22 protein-coding genes are annotated in these 23,143 nt (G+C 67.4%); 14 read left to right on the forward strand and 8 right to left on the reverse strand.

What is annotated here, in order from left to right; translation table 11 throughout:
- The first annotated feature begins 16 nt into the window (after positions 1–16).
- The 7 genes from ACPTTC_RS32660 (at position 17) to ACPTTC_RS32690 (ending at position 7,757) form a co-directional block, all read left to right on the forward strand.
- The gene (locus tag ACPTTC_RS32660) at positions 17–1,072 is read left to right on the forward strand and encodes a 4-hydroxythreonine-4-phosphate dehydrogenase PdxA (protein WP_423395482.1); all 1,056 of its coding nucleotides are present in this window, start codon (positions 17–19) and stop codon (positions 1,070–1,072) included.
- A 50-nt stretch (positions 1,073–1,122) separates the two neighbouring features.
- On the forward strand, positions 1,123–2,295 hold the full coding sequence (locus tag ACPTTC_RS32665; RefSeq protein ID WP_011356645.1) for an L-rhamnonate dehydratase: 1,173 nt from the start codon (positions 1,123–1,125) through the stop codon (positions 2,293–2,295).
- A gap of 8 nt (positions 2,296–2,303) precedes the next feature.
- On the forward strand, positions 2,304–3,221 hold the full coding sequence (locus tag ACPTTC_RS32670; protein ID WP_423395483.1) for a dihydrodipicolinate synthase family protein: 918 nt from the start codon (positions 2,304–2,306) through the stop codon (positions 3,219–3,221).
- A gap of 194 nt (positions 3,222–3,415) precedes the next feature.
- A complete protein-coding gene (locus ACPTTC_RS32675) occupies positions 3,416–4,708 on the forward strand; it encodes an MFS transporter (protein ID WP_423395484.1) in 1,293 nt (430 codons plus the stop codon).
- 43 nt (positions 4,709–4,751) lie between these two features.
- Positions 4,752–5,699, forward strand: coding sequence for a YncE family protein (locus ACPTTC_RS32680; protein WP_175956907.1), 948 nt, complete (start codon positions 4,752–4,754; stop codon positions 5,697–5,699).
- A 1-nt stretch (position 5,700) separates the two neighbouring features.
- Positions 5,701–6,672, forward strand: a complete 972-nt coding sequence (locus ACPTTC_RS32685; protein ID WP_423395485.1) for an amidohydrolase family protein — start codon at positions 5,701–5,703, stop codon at positions 6,670–6,672.
- A gap of 62 nt (positions 6,673–6,734) precedes the next feature.
- Entirely contained in the window at positions 6,735–7,757 is a 1,023-nt protein-coding gene (locus tag ACPTTC_RS32690; protein ID WP_423395486.1) for a MerR family transcriptional regulator, read from the forward strand.
- Between the two features lie 15 nt (positions 7,758–7,772).
- On the opposite strand, the gene ACPTTC_RS32695 is transcribed toward ACPTTC_RS32690, so the two are convergent.
- Both ACPTTC_RS32695 and ACPTTC_RS32700 read right to left on the reverse strand, forming a co-directional pair.
- Positions 7,773–8,588, reverse strand: coding sequence for an alpha/beta hydrolase (locus ACPTTC_RS32695; RefSeq protein WP_423395487.1), 816 nt, complete (start codon positions 8,586–8,588; stop codon positions 7,773–7,775).
- 13 nt (positions 8,589–8,601) lie between these two features.
- Positions 8,602–9,897, reverse strand: coding sequence for an MASE1 domain-containing protein (locus tag ACPTTC_RS32700; protein WP_423395488.1), 1,296 nt, complete (start codon positions 9,895–9,897; stop codon positions 8,602–8,604).
- A 132-nt stretch (positions 9,898–10,029) separates the two neighbouring features.
- Here ACPTTC_RS32700 and ACPTTC_RS32705 point away from each other — a divergent pair, with 132 nt between their 5' ends.
- On the forward strand, positions 10,030–10,386 hold the full coding sequence (locus ACPTTC_RS32705) for a hypothetical protein (protein ID WP_423395489.1): 357 nt from the start codon (positions 10,030–10,032) through the stop codon (positions 10,384–10,386).
- 12 nt (positions 10,387–10,398) lie between these two features.
- Here ACPTTC_RS32705 and ACPTTC_RS32710 read toward each other — a convergent pair whose 3' ends face one another.
- On the reverse strand, positions 10,399–10,899 hold the full coding sequence (locus ACPTTC_RS32710) for a lipocalin-like domain-containing protein (protein ID WP_423395490.1): 501 nt from the start codon (positions 10,897–10,899) through the stop codon (positions 10,399–10,401).
- Positions 10,900–11,061: 162 nt separating this feature from the next.
- On the opposite strand from ACPTTC_RS32710, the gene ACPTTC_RS32715 reads away from it, so the two are divergent.
- Positions 11,062–11,967: a LysR substrate-binding domain-containing protein gene (locus tag ACPTTC_RS32715; RefSeq protein WP_423395491.1), complete on the forward strand. Its 906-nt coding sequence runs from the start codon at positions 11,062–11,064 to the stop codon at positions 11,965–11,967.
- Between the two features lie 125 nt (positions 11,968–12,092).
- Entirely contained in the window at positions 12,093–12,530 is a 438-nt protein-coding gene (locus ACPTTC_RS32720) for a GNAT family N-acetyltransferase (RefSeq protein ID WP_423395492.1), read from the forward strand.
- Between the two features lie 25 nt (positions 12,531–12,555).
- Here ACPTTC_RS32720 and ACPTTC_RS32725 read toward each other — a convergent pair whose 3' ends face one another.
- Positions 12,556–13,395 carry a peptidyl-prolyl cis-trans isomerase gene (locus tag ACPTTC_RS32725; RefSeq protein ID WP_423395493.1) on the reverse strand — a complete coding sequence of 280 codons (840 nt, stop codon included), beginning with the start codon at positions 13,393–13,395 and terminating at the stop codon, positions 12,556–12,558.
- Here ACPTTC_RS32725 and ACPTTC_RS32730 point away from each other — a divergent pair.
- Positions 13,379–13,777, forward strand: a complete 399-nt coding sequence (locus ACPTTC_RS32730) for a hypothetical protein (RefSeq protein WP_423395494.1) — start codon at positions 13,379–13,381, stop codon at positions 13,775–13,777. The genes ACPTTC_RS32725 and ACPTTC_RS32730 overlap by 17 nt on opposite strands.
- Here the strand turns inward: ACPTTC_RS32730 and ACPTTC_RS32735 are convergent.
- Both ACPTTC_RS32735 and ACPTTC_RS32740 read right to left on the reverse strand, forming a co-directional pair.
- Entirely contained in the window at positions 13,752–15,686 is a 1,935-nt protein-coding gene (locus ACPTTC_RS32735; RefSeq protein ID WP_423395495.1) for an SMP-30/gluconolactonase/LRE family protein, read from the reverse strand. The genes ACPTTC_RS32730 and ACPTTC_RS32735 overlap by 26 nt on opposite strands.
- Positions 15,687–16,218: 532 nt before the next feature.
- Positions 16,219–17,520 (reverse strand): dicarboxylate/amino acid:cation symporter, encoded by a 1,302-nt coding sequence (locus ACPTTC_RS32740; RefSeq protein ID WP_423395496.1) that lies wholly within the window; start codon positions 17,518–17,520, stop codon positions 16,219–16,221.
- A 615-nt stretch (positions 17,521–18,135) separates the two neighbouring features.
- Between ACPTTC_RS32740 and ACPTTC_RS32745 the strand changes: the two genes are divergently transcribed.
- From ACPTTC_RS32745 to ACPTTC_RS32755, 3 genes are read left to right on the forward strand one after another with little or no spacing between them, the layout of a single operon-like run.
- Positions 18,136–19,281, forward strand: coding sequence for a glycosyltransferase family 4 protein (locus ACPTTC_RS32745; protein WP_423395497.1), 1,146 nt, complete (start codon positions 18,136–18,138; stop codon positions 19,279–19,281).
- A complete protein-coding gene (locus ACPTTC_RS32750) occupies positions 19,281–19,847 on the forward strand; it encodes a hypothetical protein (RefSeq protein WP_423395498.1) in 567 nt (188 codons plus the stop codon). Before ACPTTC_RS32745 ends, ACPTTC_RS32750 begins: the two co-directional genes overlap by 1 nt.
- Positions 19,848–19,870: 23 nt before the next feature.
- Positions 19,871–20,602 (forward strand): polysaccharide deacetylase family protein, encoded by a 732-nt coding sequence (locus ACPTTC_RS32755; RefSeq protein WP_423395499.1) that lies wholly within the window; start codon positions 19,871–19,873, stop codon positions 20,600–20,602.
- 27 nt (positions 20,603–20,629) lie between these two features.
- Here ACPTTC_RS32755 and ACPTTC_RS32760 read toward each other — a convergent pair whose 3' ends face one another.
- Entirely contained in the window at positions 20,630–21,865 is a 1,236-nt protein-coding gene (locus ACPTTC_RS32760; protein ID WP_423395500.1) for an MFS transporter, read from the reverse strand.
- Between the two features lie 339 nt (positions 21,866–22,204).
- Positions 22,205–23,143, reverse strand: coding sequence for an alpha/beta hydrolase (locus ACPTTC_RS32765; RefSeq protein WP_423395501.1), 939 nt, complete (start codon positions 23,141–23,143; stop codon positions 22,205–22,207).

Below are 23,143 nucleotides of genomic sequence, written 5' to 3' on the forward strand. Positions count from 1 at the left end.
GCCACCGGAGACACGCATGACCACCCCCTCGCCCACCGCTCCCCTGCCCGTCGTCGCGCTGACGCTCGGCGACCCCGCCGGCATCGGCGCCGAGCTGATCGCGAAACTGCTCGCCCGCCCCGACGCCACCACCCGCGCGAATCTCGTGCTGATCGGCGATCGCTGGCTGTGGGAAGCCGGCCAGCGCGTGGCCGGCGTGACGGTCGACGTCGAGCCCGTCGCATCGCTCGCCGCCGCGCGCGGCCGGCGCTCGACCGCGCGCGCCGCGTTCGTCGCCGTCGACACGATCGCCCCGGCCGACGTCACGGTCGGGCAGCCCGGCGCGGCCGGCGGCCGCTCGACGCTGACCGTGCTCGACCTGTGCCTCGACGCGGCGCTCGCCGGTGACATCGACGCGATCTGCTTCGCGCCGCTGAACAAATACGCGATGAAGCTCGGCGGGCTGAAGCACGAGGACGAGTTGCACCACTTCGCCGAAGCGCTCGGCGTGACCAGCTACTTCTGCGAATTCAACACGCTCGGCGAGCTGTGGACCGCGCGCATCTCGTCGCACATTCCGCTGAAGGATGCGCCGCGCTACCTGAGCATCGAGCGGATCGAGCAGGCCTCCGAACTGATCTACCGGTCGCTGCTCGCGAACGGTGTCGCCGCGCCGAAAGTGGCGATCGCCGCGTTCAACCCGCACGGCGGCGACGGCGGCAGCTGCGGCCGCGAGGAAGTCGACATCATCGAGCCGGCGGTGCGCAAGCTGCAGTCGCGCGACTGGCCGACCGACGCGCCGTTCCACGGCCCGTTCCCCGCTGACACGATCTTCCTGAAGGCGCAGGCCGGCGATTACCAGGCGATCGTCACGATGTACCACGACCAGGGGCAGATCGCGATCAAGCTGCTCGGCTTCTCGCGCGGCGTGACCGTGCAGGGCGGGCTGCCCGTGCCGATCACGACGCCCGCGCACGGCACCGCGTACGACATCGCGGGCCGAGGCACAGCCGACGTCGGCGCAACCTGGCAGGCGCTGCAGATCGCCTGCCGGATGGGCGCCGCGCGCCGCACTGCCACCGTTTCGGCGTGACGTTCGCGCGCCTCCCGCACCCGACAACACCAATTACCGGAGACACCATCATGAAAATCCGTTCCGTGCGCGCACGCGTATTCCAGTGGAAAGGCAAGACCGTTCCGCCCCAGGGCAACTTCTGCTCGAACGCGATGGATCTGCTGTACGCGCCGCAGGAAACGATGAGCACGTTCCGCTTCCATTCGTGGACGGTCGTCGAGGTCGAGACCGACGACGGTATCGTCGGCCTCGGCAACGTCGCGCTCGCGCCACATGTCGCGAAGGTGATCATCGACCAGTACCTCGCGCCGCTCGTGATCGGCCAGGACCCGTGGGACTACGAATACCTGAACCAGCGGATGTATCGCGCGACCCACGCGTGGGGCCGCAAGGGCATCGGCATGGCGGCAATCTCGGCGGTCGACATCGCGATCTGGGACATCCTCGGCAAGAGCGTCGGCAAGCCCGTGTTCAAGCTGCTCGGCGGCCGCACCAAGGAAAAGATCCCCTGCTACTACTCGAAGCTCTACCGCACCGATCTGAGAGAGATGCAGGACGAAGCGCAGCGCTACCTGAAGGAAGGCTTCCGCGCGTTCAAGATGCGCTTCGGCTACGGGCCCGCGCACGGCCAGCAAGGCGTGACCGAGAACCTGAAGTCGGTTGCGGCGATCCGCGAGGTGATCGGCTACGACAACGACCTGATGCTCGAGTGCTACATGGGCTGGAACCTCGAGTATGCGAAGCGCATCCTGCCGAAGCTCGAGAAATACCAGCCGCGCTGGCTGGAAGAACCGGTGATCGCCGACGACATCGACGGCTATGCGGAGCTGAACCAGTTGACGCGCATTCCGATCTCCGGCGGCGAGCACGAATTCTCGCTGTACGGCTTCAAGCAGCTGCTCGACCGCAAGGCCGTGTCGGTCGTCCAGTACGACACGAACCGCGTCGGCGGGATCACGATGGCGCACAAGATCAACGCGCTGTGCGAGGCGTACAGCGTGCCGGTGATTCCGCATGCGGGCCAGATGCACAACTATCACCTGACGATGAGCACGCTCGCGTCGCCGATGAGCGAGTACTTCCCGATGTTCGACGTCGAGGTCGGCAACGAGCTGTTCTATTACATCTTCGACGGCGAGCCGGTGGCCGAGAACGGCTTCGTGCAACTGCGCGACGACGTGCCGGGCCTCGGCCTCACGCTGAAGACCGAGTTCCTCGACCAGTTCGACATCGTCGAGTGAGGCCCGCCATGCACGCACGCTACCAGGGCGTCTTTCCGGTCGCACCGACGATCTTCGACGCACACGGCGCACTCGATCTCGACGGCCAGCGCCGCTGCCTCGACTTCATGATCGATGCCGGTTCGCAGGGCATCTGCATCCACGCGAACTACTCCGAGCAATTCGCGCTCGGCGACGACGAACGCGACCTGATCACGCGCACCACGCTCGAGCACGTCGCGGGCCGCGTGCCGGTGATCGTCACGACGTCGCACTTCAGCGCGCGGATCTGCGCAGCACGCAACCGGCACGCGCAGGCGCTCGGCGCGGCGATGGTGATGGTGATGCCGCCGTACCACGGCGCGACGTTCCGCGTGCCGGAGGCGCAGGTGCGAGCGTTCTTCCGCGAAGCCGCGGACGGCCTCGACATTCCGCTGATGATCCAGGACGCACCCGCGAGCGGCGTCGCGCTGCCGGCAGCGCTGCTCGCGTCGCTCGCCCGCGAGATCGACGCCGTGTCGTACTTCAAGATCGAGACGGCCGGCGCCGCGTCGAAGCTGCGCGAGCTGATCGCGCTCGCCGGCGATGCGATCGAGGGGCCGTGGGACGGCGAGGAAGGCATCACGCTGCTCGCCGATCTCGATGCCGGCGCGACCGGCGCGATGACGGGCGGCGGCTATCCGGACGGGATTCGCCGGATCACCGACGCATATTTCGCCGGCCGCCGCGACGAAGCAGCCGAGCAGTACGCGCGCTGGCTGCCGCTGATCAACTACGAGAACCGCCAGTCCGGCTTCCTGACCGCGAAGGCGCTGATGCGCGAAGGCGGCGTGATCGCGTGCGACGCACCGCGCGCGCCGTGGCCCGAACTGCATCCCCAGGTGCGCGCCGGCTTGCTCGACACGGCGCGGCGGCTCGATCCGCTCGTGCTGCGCTGGGGGCATTAGACGTCCGGACGCCTGCGGCGTGCGCTTCACGGCTGCGGCCCGACGCGCACGCCGCGCAGCCGGACAGACGTTCGCGCCGATGGGAAATGCGTACCTGCGTTGCGCATCGGCGGTTAGCCCCGTGCGGATTCGTCACGGCGTGACAGCGGTCCATCAGAAGATCGCTGCCGCAGATCGACAATATTGGAGACATCATGAATTCGTTGAACCCGGCCACCCCGGCATACGAAGCCGGCGAAGCGATTCCGCGCCGCCGCTGGCTGCGCGTGATTCCGCCGCTGCTGCTCGCCTGCATCATTTCCTACATGGACCGCGTGAACATCGCGTTCGCGATGCCCGGCGGGATGAACGCCGATCTCGGCATGGACGCGACGATGGCCGGCCTTGCCGGCGGCATCTTCTTCTTCGGCTACCTGTTCCTGCAGATTCCCGGCGGCCGGCGCGCGGCGCTCGGCAGCGGCAAGACCTTCATCGCGTGGTCGCTCGTGAGCTGGGCCGTGCTGTCGGTGCTGACCGGGTTCGTCACGCATACCTGGCAACTGCTGACGCTGCGCTTCCTGCTCGGCGTGGCCGAGGGCGGGATGCTGCCCGTCGTGCTGACGATGGTCAGCCACTGGTTTCCCGACCGCGAACGCGGCCGCGCGAATGCGATGGTCATCATGTTCGTGCCGCTCGCCGGCATGATCACCGCGCCGCTGTCCGGCTTCATCCTCGCCGCGTACGACTGGCATCACCTGTTCTTCAGCGCGGGCGCGCTGTCGCTGCTGTGCCTCGTCGTGTGGCTGCTGTTCGCCGACGACGGCCCGGAGACCGCGCGCTGGGTGTCGCCGCGCGAGAAGGCCTACATCCTCGACGCGCTGCGCGACGAACAGGAACGCAAGCGCGCGGCCGGCACGCCGGCCGCCGCATCGTTCGGCGAGATGCTGCGCAACCCGACGATCTGGCTGCTGATCGCGATCAACTTCTGCTATCAGGTCGGCATCTACGGCTATACGATGTGGCTGCCGACCCTGCTGAAAAACCTCACGCACACGGGGATGGGCAAGGTCGGCCTGCTCGCGATGCTGCCGTATGTCGCGATGGTGATCGGGATGTTCGTCACGTCGTATTTGTCTGATCGAACCGGCAAGCGCCGCCTGTTCGTGCTGCTGCCGCTCGTCGGCTTCGCCGCGTGCCTGGCGCTGTCGGTGCTCACGCATGCATCGATGGCCGTGTCGTTCGCGTTCCTGATCGGCTGCGGCTTCTTCCTGCAGGCGGCCGCCGGCGTGTTCTGGGCGATTCCGCCGAAGCTCTGCAGCGTCGAGACGGCCGGCAGCGCGCGCGGCCTGATCAACGCGCTCGGCAATCTCGGCGGGTTCTGCGGCCCGTATGCGGTCGGCGTGCTGACCCAGCACGTGAGCGCGGCGGCCGGCGTGTACAGCCTCGCGATCACGCTCGCGGTGGCCGGCCTGCTCGCGCTGACGCTGCCGAAACGCTGCGAGGACTGAGACGGGATACGCTGGATACCGAACGAAATTACGGAGACTCACCATGAACGACATCCTGTTGCTGGTGCAGAAATGCGCCCATACCTTCAGCTTCTACGACCTCGACACGAAAGCCGCGCTCAAGCACGTCGTGCTGCCGAACTTCCCGCACGAGTTCACCGTCGACGTGAACGAACGCTTTGCGTACGTCGGCATCTTCGGGATCGAGACCGCGTGGTCGCGCGGCCATGAAGGCGACCACCGGATCGCCGAGATCGATCTCGCCGCACGCACGCACACGCGCATGCTCGACCTGTGGCCGTACTACCGGCCGCACGGGATGGCAAGCGACCGCGACGGCCGGCTGTACGCGATGAGCGAGGCGCACGACATGCTGCTCGTGTTCGACGAGCCGACCCAACAGCCCGTGCCGAACATGGCCGTGCCGTCCGGCGGCGTGAAGACGCACCTCGTCACGCTCACGCGCGATGCGAGCCGTGCGTACGGCGTGCACCTGCTGTCGAATACCGTCACGCAATTCCATCCACGCGACGCGACGGTCGCGCCGCGCGCGGTGATGCCCGGCCCGCGCCCCGAAGGCAATGCGCTGTCGAGCGACGAGCGCACGCTGTTCGTCGCGAATCGCGGCGACGACACGCTGGTCGAGATCGATACCGAAACGATGACCTGCGGCCGCCGCGTGAAGACGCGCAGCGATCCGAACCGCATCTACCGCACGACCGCGCCGGACGGCCGCGACCTGCTGCTGCTCACCAACTCGGGCGAGCGGTCGATTTCCGTGTTCGATGCACGGCAGCTCGAGGAAATCGAGCGCATCGCGCTGCCCGCGAATCCGACCGCGCTGTCGTTCCATCCGTCGCGACGCGTCGCGTACGTGTCGTTCCAGGACGACTACGTGCGCGAGCTCGATCTCGATACCTGGCGTTTCGTCGGCGCACTGGCGACGCTGCGCGAGCCCGATGCGTCGTATGTGCTCGCCGGGGCACGCTGACATGCGCGACACGTCGCCGCTCGACGGCATGCCGGATGCGCTCGTCGATGCGCATCACCACCTGTGGCGGCTCGATGCGAGCGCGCGCTATCCGTGGCTACAGGAGGGCTACGATCCGGCGCGCTTCATGTTCGGCGACTACGCGGCGCTGTGCCGCGATTTCGGGGTGGACGATCTCCGGCACGCGGCGCAGGGTGCGCCAATCGTCGCCAGCGTGCACGTCGAGGCCGAACGTGCGCGCGACGAGGCACTGGCGGAAACGCGCTGGCTGCACGAGGTCGCGGCGTCGCACGGGCTGCCGTCGGCGGTCGTCGCGTGGGTCGACCTGCTCGCCGGCGATGCGGATGAACGGCTCGCCGAGCAGGCCGCATGGCCGCGCGTGCGCGGCGTGCGCTTCAAGCCGCGCACCGCGGCCGCACCGGATGCATCCGTCGACGCGCCGGGCACGCTGCGCGATCCGCGCTGGCCGGCCGCGCTGGAACGCCTTGTCGCGCATGGCCTGTGCTGGGACCTGCGCGTGCCGTTCTGGCATCTCGAGGAGGCGGCTGCGCTGCTGGCCGATGCACCTGACGTCGACGTCGTGCTCGAACATGCGGGGCTGCCGTGGGATCGCTCGGATGCAGGGCTCGCGCATTGGCGACGCGGCATGGAGGCGCTTGCCGCGTCGCCGCGCGTGGCCGTGAAGATTTCCGAACTCGGCTTGCGCGACGCCGTGTGGAACGACGCGGACAACGCGCGGATCATCCGCGACACGATCGCGATATTCGGCGCGCAGCGCTGCCTGTTCGCCAGCAACTTTCCCGTGGCCGGGCTGCGTGTGTCGTATCCCGCGCTGCTGCGCACGTTCGCTCGTGCGATGACGCACCTCGCCGACGCCGAGCGCCGCGCGGTCTGGCATGACAACGCGCTACGGGTGTACCGGATCGACGTCGGCGCGGCCGCGTTTCATCGATTCGCGTGCCGTCGCGCTTGACCCGGCCCTTGGGATCGCCTTTATGCTGAGCGCAACGAATCGACAGCAGAGAGAGGTGACGGATGAGCACGTCCACGCCCCGTTTGAACGCATCGGCCGCCGCCGCGCGGCTCGGCGTATCGATCAAGGCGCTGCGGCTGTACGAGCGGCACGGCCTCGTCACGCCGGAGCGCACGCCGGCCGGCTACCGCGCGTATGGCCCGGACGCGCTCGCCCGCGCGGCCGACATCGCGGCGCTGCGTGCGCTCGGCCTCAGTCTCGCGCAGGTGGCAAGCGTGCTCGACGGTGACGCGCGCTGCCTGGACGACGCGCTGGCCGCTCACGAAGCGGCGCTCGATCACGGCATTCAGGATCTCGTGCGCAAGGTCGACCGCGTGCGCGCGATCCGCGCCGGCCTCGCACGCGGCCGGATGCCGGCCGACGGCGAACTGACGCGGATCGTCGACGACAGCAGTGCCGGCGTGGCATTCAGCCTGCCGTGGCCGTGGGGCGGTGAATGGTTCGAATGTCGTGACATCCGCCCGTTGAACTACATCATCGGTTCGCTCGGCAGCGGCAAGACGCGGCTGGCGCGCCGGCTCGCCGACTCACTGCCCGGCGCCGTGTTCGTCGGCCTCGATCGGCTGGAAAACGACGGTGCGGCTGCGATTGCCGCGCTGCGCGCCGATCCTTCATTGAAGTCGCGTGTCAAGCGCGCCTCGGCGTGGCTCGCCGAAAGGGGCGCGACGCCATCGGCAGCGCTGACCGCGCTGCTCGCCGTTCTCGAAGCCGAAGGCCCGCGCGCGCTGGTCGTCGACATGATCGAACAGGATCTCGACCGGCCCACGCAACAGGCACTGATTGCCCGTCTGCGTGAACACGCCGCCGCCGGCATGCGGCCGCTGTTCCTGCTGACGCGCTCGTCGGCGATCCTCGATCTGTCGGCGGTCGGGCCCGACGAAACCCTGCTGCTGTGCCCGGCCAATCACAGCCCGCCTTCGCGCGTGGCGCCTTACCCCGGTGCGCCCGGCTACGAAGCCGTGGCCACGTGCCTGGCGTCGCCCGAGATCCGGGAGCGGCTTGCCCGCCGGCCGGAAGCGGCGTGAGCCGCCGTCAGGCCGTCACGACGCCAGCCGCCCCATCCTGCGCGCCATCGCCGGACTCACCGCGTGCACCGGATCGAACCCGAAGAATTCGAGCACGTGGCGCGCGACGTCGTCGCGATCGTTGTCCGCGCAGATCATGTGGTAGCTGTTCTCCAGCACGATCCCGCGCGCATCGGGCATCTTTTCCAGCAGGAAATCGGCCGAGCGCAGGCTCGTGAGTTCGTCCTCGCGCGCATGCAGCACGAGCGTCGGGCACGGCGTGCCGGCCGCGGCCTCGAGCGCCCAGCCGCGCATCCGGTCGACCTGCCGCACGCATGCGAGCGGCACCCATGCATAGTGGAAACTGTCCTCGCGCTCGAACTTCTTCTTCACGATCGCGCGGATCGTCGCGTTCTTGATGCCGAACGGATCGCCTTCCTCGACACGCATCCGTTCCGCCACACCCGGCACGCGGTACAGCACATGCCGCAACGCCCGGTACCACGGCGTCGACCAGCCGTCGATGAACACCGGCGTGGCCAGCAGCGCAAGCCGGCCGCGCGCGTGCTGCACGCGGTGGCACAGCAGCAGCGCGACCAGCGCGCCCATGCACATGCCCGCGACATGCAGCGTGTCGTAGTCGTTTTCCAGCGCGCGATACTGCTCGGTCACCGCGTCGAGCCATGCCTCCGCGCGCACGCCGACCAGATCCTCCGGGCGGGTGCCGTGCCCCGGCAGCGTGATCATGTGCGTATCGCCGCCCGCGCGCCGCATCGCCTTGTGCAGCGAACCGAGATCGTATTGCGTGCCGCCGAGCCCGTGGATCAGCAGGACGCCCGTGCGGCCGCTCATGACGCGCGTCCGCTCATTCGTCCGCCGCCGGCCACACGCGCTCGAGCTGCCAGACGCCCGCCACCACCGTCACGTCGACATTCGAATCGAGCAGCGGCGCGCCGTGATCGGTGATCGTCTGCGTGCCGCCGTCGCGCTGCACGATACGCAGCGACAGCGACGCGCGATCCTCGCCTGCAATCTCCGCATCCCAGTAGTCGCGCAGCGCCTCGCGGTCGCCCGGCTGCACGCGTTCGAGCACGAGCGGCACGCTCGCGATCTGCGACGCATCGACGCCGACGCCGAACACGCGCTCGACGTCGCCGCTCCACTCGATCCGCCCCGATTCCGGATCGAGCACGTACGCGATCTGGCCGGCGCTCGCGAGCGCGAGCTCCATGTTGTTCTGCAGGACCGCAGCATGTTCGTGCACGCGTTCGCGCGTCGTCTTCAGCGTGCTCACCGTCAGCACCAGCAGCGACGCGACCGCCAGATAAAGCTGCGCCTCGAGCAGCGCACTCCCGTAGTGTTCGTGAAACGACGAGAACGGGCCGTCACCCTGCGCGGTCTGCTCGATCACGATCAGCGCGAGCGCCAGCACCGACGACGAGCCCGCGCGGCCGCCGAGCAGCAGCGTCACCGCCACGGTGAGGAACAGCGGGATGTACGTCAGCGCGAAGCCGGCGCCGGTGCCGAATTTCCGCGACGTGTCGCCGTCGAAGATCACGAGCGCGACGACCACGACCAGCACGAACGAGACCATGCCGAGCACCAGGTCGAAGCGTTCGTGGTCGCCCGAGCGGTGCGCGCGAAAGCGCGACCATGACGCGAGCACCGGCGTGACCAGCAGCACGCCGACGAAATCGGACGCGCTCCACACCGACCACACGTCGAAGAACGGCGCACCCTTGACCACCGTGTACCAGGCCGCGCCGCCGAGCGCACCGACCACGCCCGCGATCAGGCCGGCGAGGATCACCGAGCGCAGGAAGTACAGCCCTTCGAGCGAGAAGCGCACGCGCTGGACGAGCCACACCGCGAGCGCGGCCGCGCCGACCTCGTCGAGCGTGAACAGCACCGCGTTGACCAGATTGCCCTGTTCGATGCCGCTCAGCGCGAGCTGCCCGACCAGGAATGCGCCGGCCAGCGTCAGCCATTCGCGCATCGGCCGCAGCATGAACGCGCCGACCGTCACGCCGGCCGGCAGCCAGATATAGCCCGTCAGCCGGACGGGGCCGTTGAACTGGTGCGAGATGTAGCCGGTCGCGAGATACAGCGCCGCCCAGAGCAGCGCGGCGGCGAGGCCCGGCCGCGATCGTTTGGTGTCCATCGAGAATCCCTGTGTGCTGCGCCTGCGGGCGGCAGGCGCGCGATGTGCGAATGATATCGGACGGGGCAGGCCGGGGAATACCCGGGAGCCGGACGCGCGTGCGGGCGCCGGCGCGCCCGCACGCCGGCGGTTGTGACCGGGAAAATATCGGAAAAGTTCGGTGCGTGCCGGGTACGTCAGGGGCACGTCGGAACGTCGTTTTGGCCGGACAGCCAAAATCGCCCGCGGCCGGTGGATCGCACCCGGCATCAGCGGCGGCAGCGGCGGCTGTACGACGGCACGGCGAAGATTCACGCGGCGATCACCGACGCCGGCTTCCTGTCGTGCATGAACTATGGTCAGATCAGCGTCAGCAAGGGCGGCGTGCTCGCCCGCCGAGTCCGCATGCCGAAGTGGCAAACCTCGGACGGAGCAAAAACCGAATACGCAGTCACGGATGGCCTCGACCATCGCCCGGCCGGCCTGCAGATTCGGTTGCCGGGGCTGTGACGCCCTCTCGCGTCAATCCACTCGCCGCCACACCGAGATCGGTATGTCGCCGTTGGCGCGCGGCGGCACGCGGTAGCTCAGTTCGCCGTCCTTCAATTGATAGCGTCGCGTCTGCGTTTGCCCGGCCCAGTTCGGGTACAACGCATTGCTGATGTGAAACGCGAGCGTGTGGTTCGCGGGATCGACGGTCAGCGTGCCGTAGTGGGTGCTCGAGCCGAGCACGGCTTCCCGGAATTCGTCCGGCGTGCCGGTCGCCTTGTCGTTCGACGCAAAGCGCGGGCGTTCCGACCTGAAGATCTGCAGCGAATAGTTCCCGTGCGCGTCGATCAGCAGCAGCCCCTTCGGATCGGCACCGAAGTCGCGTCCGATCGTACCGTCGGGATGTTGTACGTCGGCTGCGACCAGCGTCCACGCCCCCGCGAGCGACGGCGCGGCCGATGCGGCGCCGGGCATCATCGATGCGGCCAGCAGCATGCCGGGAAAGCCTTGGCGGAATATCGAGCGGATGTTCATTCACTGTCCTCGTCAAAAAGAAGGGAAGCCACCTCACGGAGATCCGCAGCCGCGTATCGCGCGCATCCCCGTGAACCGGAACGACCGGTTCACTTGATGGTAGCGACGAGAATGTGCAATAAATACGATAATTCGAAATCGATTTATAAGTAAAACCGAATCATGACGCTTCCGAATCTCGACATGGATGCGCTGCGCACGCTGCTCGCCGCGGATCGGCTCGGCAGCCTCAACCGCGCCGCCGACCGGATCGGCCGCTCGCAGTCGGCGGTCAGCCAGCAGATGCGCAAGCTCGAGACGCAGATCGGCCAGCCGCTGTTTCGCCGCCAGGGGCGCGGCCTCGTGCCGACCGAGGCCGGCGAACTGATGCTGTCCTATGCGCGTCGCATTCTCGAACTGAACGACGAGGCGGTCGGCGCGATCCGCGGCGCGGCGATCGAGGGGGCCGTGCGATTCGGGCTTCCCGGCGACTTCGCCGAATCGTGGCTGCCCGTCGCGCTCGGCCAGTTCAAGCGCACGCACCCGGGCGTGCGCGTCGACATCGTCGTCGACGGCAACGGCGCGTTACTCGACCGGCTCGATGGCGGCGAACTCGACATCGTGCTCGCGATGGGCCGCGGGCATCGCGCCGACGCCGAACACCTGGTCACGCTGCCGATGGCATGGATCGGGCCGCAACGCATCGACGTGCGTCCGCGCGCCGGCGCGCCGCTGGATCTGGCGTTGTACAAGCCGCCGTGCCTGTTCCGCAAGGCGGGCACCGATGCGCTCGACCAGGCCGGCATCGCGTGGCGGCTCGCTTACACGACCGGCAGCCTGCAAAGCCTGTGGGCCGGCGTCGCGGGCGGACTGGGCATCACGGCGAGAACGATGGCGGGAGTGCCGCCGACGCTGCGGCCGCTCGGCGAGCGCGACGGCCTGCCGCCGCTGCCGTCGGTCGACGTGTGCGTCCACGCGGGGGGAGGCGACGCGCCTTCCGCGCTCGTGAGCCTGAAACGCGTCGTGGTCGACACGCTGATCGCCAATCTCGCCGATGTGCAAAACGCGTCCGGCCGGCGCGCCGCATGATCGGCCGCGCATGCGCGCCGGATTCGGCGCCGCGCCCTTTGACCGGCTGCCCGACATCGGGAATGATCCGCCGGGGTAACCTTCCCGTCGTCGATCCCGAATGCCCGAACGAACGAGTCCGCCCGATGACACACGCAATCCGCCTGCGCCCGGCGTCTGCCGCCGACCTGCCGTTCCTGTTGAACCTGCGTCGCCTCACGATGACCGAGCACCTGCAACGCGTTGGCGCGCCGACCGATGACGAAGCGCATGACCGGCGCATTCGCGCGAATTTCGACGATGCGATGATCGTCTGCGAAGGTGACGACGCCATCGGCTTGCTGAAGGTGACGCGCGCGACCGACGAGTGGCACGTTCACCAGATCCAGATCCTCCCCGCGCGCCAGGGCCGGGGCATCGGCGAAGCGGTGCTGAACGCCCTACTGAGCGACGCCGCACGCGCGCACGTGCCGGTGTCGCTCAGCGTGCTGCATGGCAACCCGGCGCGGCGGCTCTACGAACGGCTCGGCTTCCGCAGCGAATCGGAAACCGAAACGAGCGCGAGCATGGTCTGGCGCGCGTGACGTCCGGCGTGCCGACGTCGCCGCATTACTGCGTGATCTTCGCGTCCTTCAGCAAGTTGCCGATCATCTGCGCACTCGCCTTCTCCACGGCGGCCGCCTGCAGTTGCTGCTGAAGCGCCGGCTTCGCGGTCGCGAAATCCGGCACCTGCGTCGGCCGCTTCGCATCCAGCTTCACGATCGCCCGCACGCCATCGACCGGAATCGAATCGCTCGTCGCGGCGCCGACCTTCAGTTTCTCGAGCGCCTGCGCGACCGGCAACGGCAAGCCGGACGTCTTGCCTTCCGTCGCCGGCGTGTGGAAGCTCACCCACGGCAGTTCGCCGCCGGTATCGCGGCTCGGCGCCACGCTGTACTGACGCGCCAGCCCTTCGAACGACTTGCCCGCCTTCAGCTCGCTCAGCACCGTCGCGGCCGTCACCGGATCCTGGACGACGATCAGGCGCGGCTTGTACTCGTTCTTGCCGAGCGCGGCCACGAGTTCGTCGTAGCGCGCCTTGACCTGTTCCTCGGTCACCGGCTCGGGCTTCACGTTGTCGCGCAGGTAAAGCTGCACTTCGGCATTCGCTTTCGCCTGCTGCACCGCCGCCTTGACCTCGGGCTTGTCGGCGTAGTTCGCCTTCTCGGCGGCCTGCTGAACCAGCACGCGCGTGATCAGCTGATTCTTGATCGCCTGGCGGATCTGCGGCGAATCGGGTTGCCCGGACGCGCGCAGCAACGTATCGACGTCGGCCTGCGTGATCGGTGTGCCGTTGACCGTCGCGACGGTCGCCGTGGGCGCCGCCGTCTCTGCGTGGGCAGTACCGCTCAGCGCGCCGGCCAGCACGGCGATCAGCAACAGGCGGTTCGGTGTGGTTTTCATCTTCATCGTTTCGTCACTTCGGCTCAAAAAACGCGGCATGGGGCTGCCGCGCACATTCACCGGCGCTGCAATGCGCCGGCGCTACCAGTCGGTCGATTGGGTTCATCGTCGCGGGCACGCGCAGTGCCTGCCGGTGCCGCTGTCATTGTGCCCGGAACCGATTTTCCGCGTCGTGTGGTTGGGGGACGGCCGCCCGGCGGGCGGTGAGGCGCGCGTTGCGCACGCCGGTCATTACGAACGCGTGATGTGGAAATTCGATGGAAACGGCATGGAAATCCCGCGAAATCGCGACGAACGCCGTCATTGCTTCGCGCGCCCGGCCGCCCACCGAGGTCGAGGCGGCCGCACGCGCCTCATCGAAGTCAGGGCATCCACCGGTACACGGTGATGCTGTTCCCTTTCACGTTGTTCTTCATCACCACGTACTCGCCGTTCGATCGACGGTACGCGCGGATGCTGTACATCGCATCGATCGCGCTGCTGGTGTCCACGGTGGCGGGGCTCGCATTGACCAGCGTGGTATCGAGGGTGCCGGTGGTGAGGTTGAACGCGTCCACGTTCGGCCACAGCGGGCCGCTGCTGCTGAACCAGTAGCCGACGAACAGATGGTTGCCCACCGCGTCGATCGATTTCGCCCCGCTGTGCGGCAGCGTGATCACCGGGTCCGGCTTCGTCGTGTTGCCCGCGCGCCAGCCGTGATACACCTCGATGCGCGTGCCGATCGACGTCCAGTCGTTGCTCCCGATGGCGCCCTGCGCGAGCACCATCGTGTCGCTGTCCGCGAGATAGACGATGCGCGTGAGCGGCTGGATGCTGTCGGGCACGCGGGTCGCGACGCCCGGGCCCCACGACGGCTTGCCGCTCGCGTCGAAGCCGGCCAGCGGGTAGTGGGTAATCGCGCCGGTCTTGTCGAGGCCGGCCCACACGCCGCCCTTGCTGTCGATGCTGAAGCCGCTCGTCACGCGCCGCGTCGTGTTGAACGCGGGGCCCGGAATCGAGCCGTCCGGGATCGCGATATAGCCGTTCGCCGCGTCGAAGTGGAAGAAGTAGAAAATCGGCGGGTTCTGGCCCGCCGCGACGAGAATCCGGTTCGCACCCACCGACGCGAGCAGCCCGAAATGCTCGTCGCGCTGCGTGTCGCTCATGTCGATGCGCGGATCGGCCGGATACGTGAACGGGTCGACCGTGTTCGCGACGAACGTGCCGCCCGCGCCGCCGCGGTACACGTGCGTACCGCCGTAGAACAGCGCGCCATCCGTGACCGGATCCGGCGCGGCGATGCCTTCGAAGTTCAACGACTGCAGCGTCCACCGCAGGCTGCCGGTGCTGCTGTACGCATGGATGTCGGTCGCGCCGTTGCGGCCGAGATCCCAGCTGCCGCCCCACGGATTGTTGAGCACATAGAGCGTGCCGCCGGCGTCCTTGCCGAGCCCGACGATGCGCGTGAAGCGCTGCGCACCGACCTGCCCCTTGATGCCCGTCGTCGTGTCGAGATAGCCGCCGCGTACGCCGAATGTGCCAGCGAGCGCGGGCCGGCCCGACACGGTATAGCGCTTGATGTTCTGGTCGGGGCCTTCGTCGCCCACCAGCAACTGCCCGGCCGCCGCATCGAAATACAGCGCCGACGGCTGCGACCCGGCCGGCATCCGGATCGTGTTCAGCAGCGCACCGGCCGGGCTGAAGCCGACGATCGAGCCCGCGCGCTTCTGCGCCACCCACACGTTGCCCGCACCGTCCACCGCGAGCGCGCCCGGCTCCGATACGCTGATATCCCGCTGCCACACGCCGTCGGTGGTGAACACGCGGACGCGATTGCCGTAGAAGTCGCTCGCATAGAGCAGCGAGCCGGCCGTCGCGAGCCCGGTGACGACGTCGATGCGAGGCTGGTTGGTCGCCGCGCTGACCTGGATGACGCGGTCGCGATATTTCGTTGCGCGGTTGTAGCGCCCCACCGCGCCGCTGCCGTACGTCTTGCCCGGCTGCAGCGCGACGAACAGCGAAGTCGCGTTGCCCGTGATCGCGCTGCCCTGGAACTCCGAGTGCGTGCCGATCGAGCCGACGCTCTTGCCGTCCTGGTAGATCGCGACTCCCCCCTCATCCTCGTCCCACATCGACGCCGTGTAGATCACGCCTTCGGGCGCGACCCACATCGAGCGGGCGACGTTGCCGACGTGGGCCGCGAGCGTGCCATACGTGTTCGCCAGCCAGTCGGTGGTGTTGCGTGCGTGAACGCAGGGGGTCATCGCGGCGATCGCGGCGGCAAGAAGCGCAGCCTGAAACCGTTGTCTGGCGACCATGACGGATGCGCTCCTGAAGGGTGCGAACATTCACATGAAGGGCCGGCCGGATGGCTTGAAAACCGCGATGCGTCAATTCTTCCGCTGAATCATCCGGCGCAGTCGGTATTACGTGCCGCATGCGTTCGATCATGCGCAGCGCGAGCATAGCGTCATATAAATCGAAAAAAATTGCGGACCGCTCGCGCCGTTGCGCTTTTCACGGGTTCGGCCTCGATCCGTTGCCTGTCGCACTCATGCGTGCTGACGGCGAGCGCGGCTGCGCGACAGTGAATGGTCACTTACGCGTCGGATCGGGAATCGGGAAAATCAGGCTCGTGCCTGCGGGAATATCGCCGCTCGTTCAACGGCGACCGGTTGAAACGGCGAGCGCTGGCGTCAGGGAATCGGCGAAGTCCGCCGCATTCACGGTGGAACGATTCCGCCAAACACAATCGCCGGCCTGAATCCATATCGAATCCAGGCCGGCGATCGTCGATTACCGGGGAGCAGGCAACGCGCCACTACCGCTGCGCTGCCGCACGGCCGTGCATCATGCCGATGCCGAGGTTTCCGGCACCTTCACCTGCATGGCGCGTCCGTTGTCCGGATCGTTGTCGTCGCGCGGATCGTCGAGCTGCCCTTCCCACTTCGCGACCACGGCCGCCGCGATCGAGTTGCCGACGGCGTTGGTAGCCGAGCGCCCCATGTCGAGGAACATGTCGACGCCCATGATCAGCAGCAACCCGGCTTCGGGCATGTTGAACTGGTTGAGCGTCGCCGCGATCACGACCAGCGACGCGCGCGGCACGCCCGCCATCCCCTTCGACGTGACCATCAGCATCAGCAGCATCGTGATCTGCGTGCCCAGCGGCAGATGGATACCGTACACCTGCGCGATGAACAGCACCGCGAACGTGCAGTACATCATCGAGCCGTCGAGGTTGAACGAATAGCCGATCGGCAACACGAAGCTCGAGATCTTGCGGTTCACGCCGAAGCGGTCGAGCGCGTCCAGCAGCTTCGGATACGCGGCTTCGGAGCTCGCCGTCGCGAACGACAGCAGGAACGGCTCGCGAATCAGCCGGATCAGCGTGAACGCGCGCTTGCCGAGGAACGTCACGCCGGCGAGCGTCAGCACGCCCCACAGCAGCGCCAGCGCCAGATAGAAGCTCGCCATGAACTTCGCGAACGTGAGCAGGATGCCGAGCCCCTGGGTCGTGATCGTCGACGCCAGCGCCGCGAACACCGCGACCGGCGCGAACCACATCACCGCGCCCGTTACCTTCAGCATCACTTGCGCGAGATCGTCGATCACGCCGGTCAGGCGCTTGCCCGACTCGCCGAGCGCGGACAGCGCGGTACCGAAGAAGATCGAGAAGACGACGATCTGCAGGATTTCGTTGTTCGCCATCGCTTCCGCGATCGACTTCGGCACCAGGTGGACCACGAAGTCCTTCAGCGTGAAGGCGCCCGTCTTCAGGCCGAGGGCCGCATCGGACGCCGGCAGCGGCAGGCTCAGATGGCTGCCCGGTTGCAGGATCGTTGCGGTCAGCAGGCCGAGCAGCAACGACGTGAACGACGCAATGAAAAACCAGCCGAACGCCTTGATGCCGACGCGGCCCACCGCGCTGCCGTCGCCCATCTGCGCGATGCCGACGGTCAGCGTCGCGAACACCAGCGGCGCGATGATCATCTTGATCAGGCGCAGGAACACGTCGGACAGCAACGACACGTAGCCGGCCACCTCCTTCGCCATGTTCGGGTCGGGAAATGCGCTATGACAAGCGTAACCCACTGCGATTCCAAGAATCATCGCGACAACGATGTACTTGGTGATGTTGTGCTTCTTCATTAGTAATCCAAATCACAAAGCGTATGTTGCTAACGGCTGGCACAGCTTTCGCGCCCGGCTACGAATCGAAACCCATGTCTCACTGGGTGCGACAAGTCCGCCGTTGGCGGTCGCCATGGCGGACAAGGGGGGGCATTCTAACGCAAATGGCACCCCGGCTTTCAAAGCTGTAAGTCGACCGGGTTGATCTGCGTCCGGATGTCGTTGAAAAGGCAGGTTTTGTCGCGATCCTGCCCGCTTCCTGCGTGGTCGGCGGCGGGGTAATCGAGCCACCTCGCCGTTCGCACCGGGCTCGCCACGGTTCATGTGCCGGCGAGGGGAACCGCGTCGCCGGACTCCCCCGCGCCTCGGCGGCATCGCGCTGCGTGACGACACGGCCAACGATCGCGACACATTCTCACAAAGATGCGCAGACCTTGACACTACGGCCCGTAACGCGTCTGTAATATTTGGCAACGATTCGCGGTGACGTCCCGCCCGGGCGCCGATGCGCAATGGCGCAATTGCGCATCGGCAACGCAGAACCGGATTCGAGTCGTTGCTTTCAACAGGCCGAGATATTCATTTTTCTCAGTAATCCTGCCCAATGAATGATCGAGGAAAGGCGGCATCGTGATGAACATCCTGTATACCAACTTCCACGGCGACTACGGCGGCGGCCAGGACACCTACGTCCGCGATCTCGCCGCCGCGATGAGCCGGCATCATCGCGTGACCGTCGCGTCACCGGAAGGCAGCCGCCTGTCGCGACTGCTGAAGGACAGTCCCGACGTGGCCATCTTCGACATGGAATTCAAGCCGCGCTGGAACCGGCTGTGCCAGGAAATCCTCCGGCTGCGCCAGCGGATCGTCGCCGAGCGCTTCGACGTCATCCACGTCAACGGGTCCGCCGATCACCGGCAGGTGATGCTCGCGCTGCTCGGCTGCCGGTATCGGCCCGCGGTCGTGCTCACCAAGCACAACACCTATCGCGCCGACAGCTTCGGCAACGTGCTGCGCGCCCGCCTGGCAACCGACCACACCATCGCGGTCAGCGACTACGTGGCGGGCATGCTCGCGCTCCGGTCGCCGTATGGAAACGTCACGGTCGTCAAGCACGGCGTGCGCCGGCAGGCCGCGGAGCGACTGGCCGGCGACGAAATTCGCCGCCGCAAGATCGCGCTGTTCGGGCCGTCCGGCGCGGATGCGATCGTGCTGGGCAGCAGCGCCGGCACCGCGCCGGAGAAAGGCTGGATGGACCTGATCGCGGCGCTGGGCCGCTTGCCGGAACACGAGCGCGAGCGGTTTCGCGTGCTGCTGGTCGGCGCGGAGCCGACCGGCGAGCAACGCGAGCAGATCGCGCTGCACCGCATGGCCGCGCGCACCGCTTTCACCGGCCGGCTCGACGACGTGCGGACACCGTTCTCGATCGTCGACGTGTCGTTCGTGCTGTCGTACCAGGAGAGCCTGTCGTATGCGTGCCGCGAAGCGATGTCGCTCGGCTGCCCCGTGATCGTGACGCGCGTGGGCGGGCTGCCCGAGAACGTCGAGCCGGGCGTGGACGGCTGGGTCGTCCCGCCGCGCGAACCCGAAGCGATCGAAGCAATCCTGCGCGCGATCATGCGCGAGCCCGGGTGCGTGCAAGCGATGGGACACAACGCGCGGCTGAAGGGCAAGCGCGAGTTCTCGTTCGAACGATTCGTCGACGCAACGCTGTCCGTCTATCAGAAATCGATTCGCCACAACCCGTATCGTCGGGTGACATCCATGAGGTCCGTTTAATGGCCATGAACATCTGGAAGAAGTACTGGGACCTGCGCACGCAGGAGTGCCCGTGTGACGTGCACTTCGTCGAATGGCTGGAAACCGCGCGCCTCAACGGCATCCGCATCTATCACTTCGGCACCGGCGGCCACCACCATGTCGGCGTGGAATGCGCGCGGCCGCACCTGAACAACACCGTCTTCGGCGTGACGGCGTCGCCGAAGGAGTACAAGTCGTACATCGATCTCGTCACGCGGCAACCGGAGGTGAGCAAGACCTATCTGGCCTATTTCGGCGACATCTACACGAGCCACTCGGACCTGCTGCCGGCGTTCGACGTCGTCACGCTGTTCCATCTGTGCGAATTCCGCGACGAGACGAACAGCCGCTACGGCGCGAAGACCGACGCCGACGTGCTCGACCTGTTCGCACGCCATACCGCGCGCGACGGCCACCTGCTGTTCTACAAGGGCTCGTCGGCCTACCGGAAGGCCGAGCCGATCATCGAGCAATGGGCGGCGAATGCCGATTTCGTCGAAGTCGGCGACTTCAAGACCCTGCGGATTTTCCGCAAGGCCGCGTAACTCCCCGTTCTCGCGACCCGCTCATGCTGCTGCCCGCCACGCGCTACCCGATCCTGATGTATCACCAGGTCCGCACGCCGCCGCCGCTCGACCGGCTGCGCAGCCTGAGCGTCGCGCCCGAGGCGTTCCGCCGCCAGATGACGCTGTTCCGGCGGCTCGGCTACCGCGGCCTGAGCGTGCGCGAACTGCAGCCGTACCTGCGCGGCGAGCGCAGCGGGAAGGTCTTCGGCATCACGTTCGACGACGGCTTTCGCAACGTGCTGACGCATGCGATGCCCGTGCTGGACGCGTTCGGCTTCACCGCGACCTGCTACTTCGTCGCCGGCCGGTTCGGCGGCGAGAACGACTGGGATGCGGGCGCCGATACCGCACGCTCGCCGCTCATGACGTACGCCGACATGCTCGCATGGCGCGATCACGGCCATGAGATCGGCTCGCATACACTCGATCACGTCGCGCTGTCGCACGTGCCGGCGCACGTATCGGAGGTTCAGATCATCGAATCGAAGCAGCGGCTCGAAGCGTTGAGCGGCCAGCCCGTCGAATCGTTCTGCTACCCGTACGGCGACCTGGACCCGCGCGTGCGCGACCAGGTCGCCGCCGCGGGTTACCGCAACGCGACGACGACCCGGCGCGGCTGCGCCGATGCGTACGACGATCGGTTCCTGTTGCCGCGGATTCCGGTCGCGGGCGGCGTCGGTGCGATACGACTGTGGTTCAAGTGCGCAAAGGCGCGGGTTCGGAGACGCAGGTAGTTCACGCTGCCGCGACCGTCGCCCTGGCTATTCCGGCCGCTGTCTGCGGAATGCGAGCAGGCCGGTCAGCGCGATTCCCATAAAAAGGAACCATCCCGGCGCGCGCGTCGCCCAGCCTGCGGCGATGCTGCCGATGAAGTTGCCGAGCATCCCGCCGATCGCCCACGAAATCGCCGACGCGCCGAAATAGCTGCCGGCATTGCCGTCTGTCGTCAGGTTGGCGAGCGCAATATTCGACGCAGGAAAAATCAGGCTTTCGCCTAGCGTGAAGACGATCGCGATCACGATCGGGATCACGAGCGACGCATCCGCGCCCCGGTCGCCGGCGAACAGCAGTGCCGCACTCGCAAAACAGCCGCACAACGCGACATGCCCGATCGCCATCATCGATCGCCAGTGCGTGCGCTGAAACCAGCCCATGCCAAGCCACGCGGTGGCGATTCCGGTCAACGCGTTCGTGATGTAGAACGGTCTCGCGCCGTTATAGCCGTATGCGCCATGCGAAAAGGTCAACGGGATGAATACGTAAATCTGCGTATACACGGTCCAGAACGGGACAAGCGCCCAGCAGAGCCGGCGAAACCGCCGGTCGCCGAACGCAACCAGCACGCCGCGCGGCGGATGCGCGGCGACTGCGGTGTGCCGTCTTCGCCCCGCGATCCACGGCGCAACCAGTGCGAGCACCGCGAACACCGCGCCGCTCACCAGAAACGGCAGCGCCCCGTTCGTGTCCGGCACGACGATCAGCAGCGCGGGGCCGATCAATGCACCGAGATTGAGCGCCAGATTGTTCAGCACGAACACCTTGGGACACACGGCGCCATCGAGCGAGCCGAAGATCGAATACGCGGTCGTTTCGTAAAGCGCGGCCCCGAGCCCGGACAAGCACGCCCACGTCAACAGGCCCGGCAGCGACTGCGCATACGCGAATCCGACGAACCCCGCCGCACGGCAAAGCAGGCCGAGCGTCGTCAGCACGCGACTGCTGAAGCGATCCGTCGACGCACCCAGCACCAGCGGCAGCAGCCGGCTCGCCAGCAGATTCACCGTCAGCACGCTGGCGACGCTGCTCGCATCCAGATGGCGCGTCATGGCGAGGAACGCGGCAAGCAGCGGCAGCGACCCGAACACCGACAGGTTCACCAGGAACTGGAAGATCAGCAGCAGCCGCGTCGACGTCGGCACGCCTGCCACGATTCCGGTGAGCCATGCGGCTGGGTCGTTGTGCTTCCGGCGAAACGGGTCGACTCTGTCGCCGGACACCCGGCAATCGCAATCATCCATCATGTTCTCCGCTGACGTTCGATGCCGGCCAGGCGGAGCATGAAAAAAGCCCCGTCCGTTTCCGGCGGGGCTTGGGGTGAGTTCGACGCACTGACCTACGACGCGCAACCTCCTCCCGGCCCGCCATGGGCGGTCGTGGTGGTGGTGGTCGTGATGAAAAGTGCGTGCATGGAGAAGAATCTAGACAACCTGCTGTCGGGCGTCAATGACTGCGTGCCCAGTCGGACAGGAAGTCCGTCGACACCGCGGAAATCGCGCCGGTCTTCCTGATATCGCGTGGCCGCCGGACCGTGCAACCCTCCACGCGCGGCCATACGCTCACCGCGGGAACGCCCTGCGCATCCACGCGCCGGCCACGTCGAACACCTGGCGGGCTGCCGGCGTCACGCCGACCATATGGATGCATGCATGGATCATCCCCGGCAGCACGACCAATTCGACCGGCACACCGGCCTCCCGCAATCGCTCCGCATACGCGTGCGCGTCGTCGCGCACCGGATCGTATTCGCACGCCAGCAACGTGGCCGGTGGCAGCCCCGCGACCGAAGCCGCCCGCAGCGGCGACACGCGGGGTGAGCCGGCATCGGCCGGATCGGTCAGGTACAGGTCGAAGCAATACTGCATGATGGCTTGCGTCAGGTAGTAGCCCTGCCCGCAGGTCCGATAGGACGTCGTGCTCATCGACGCATCCAGCGGCGGGTACAGCAACAGTTGATGCGCGATCGACGGCCCGCCCCGCTCCCGTGCGACCAGGCAGGCAGCCGCTGCAAGGTTGCCTCCGGCACTGTCGCCGCCGACGGCGATGCGCGCCGGGTCCAGCCCCAGGCCGGCCGCCTCGCCGAACACCCAGTCCAGCGCATCGCAGAAATCCTCCACCGGCACCGGAAACCGGTGCGCCGGCGCGAGCCGGTAATCGACCGACAGCACGACGCACTGCGTCGCGTTGGCCAGCGCGCGGCAAGGATTGTCGTAAAGCTCGAGCGTGCCGAGGCACCACCCGCCGCCGTGCGCATAAACGATCGCTGGCTGCCGTGCCGCGCGTGCCGCCGCGACCACTGGCCAATAAACCCGCACGCGAATCTGCCGCCCGTCGCGCGTGGGCACCGCGAAGGTTTCCATGCGGTCGACCGCTTCCAGCGGCCCGTGCCAGCCTCGCAGTGTCGTCTCGGTCGCCTGCCGCAACGCGTCCAGCGACGCAGGCGCTTCAGCCAGCGCCAGGCGCGCCAGCAGCGCGGCGATGTTGTCGTCGATCGGCAT

It is taken from the genome of Burkholderia mycopellens (assembly GCF_964265025.1).
Taxonomy (GTDB): Bacteria; Pseudomonadota; Gammaproteobacteria; order Burkholderiales; family Burkholderiaceae; genus Burkholderia.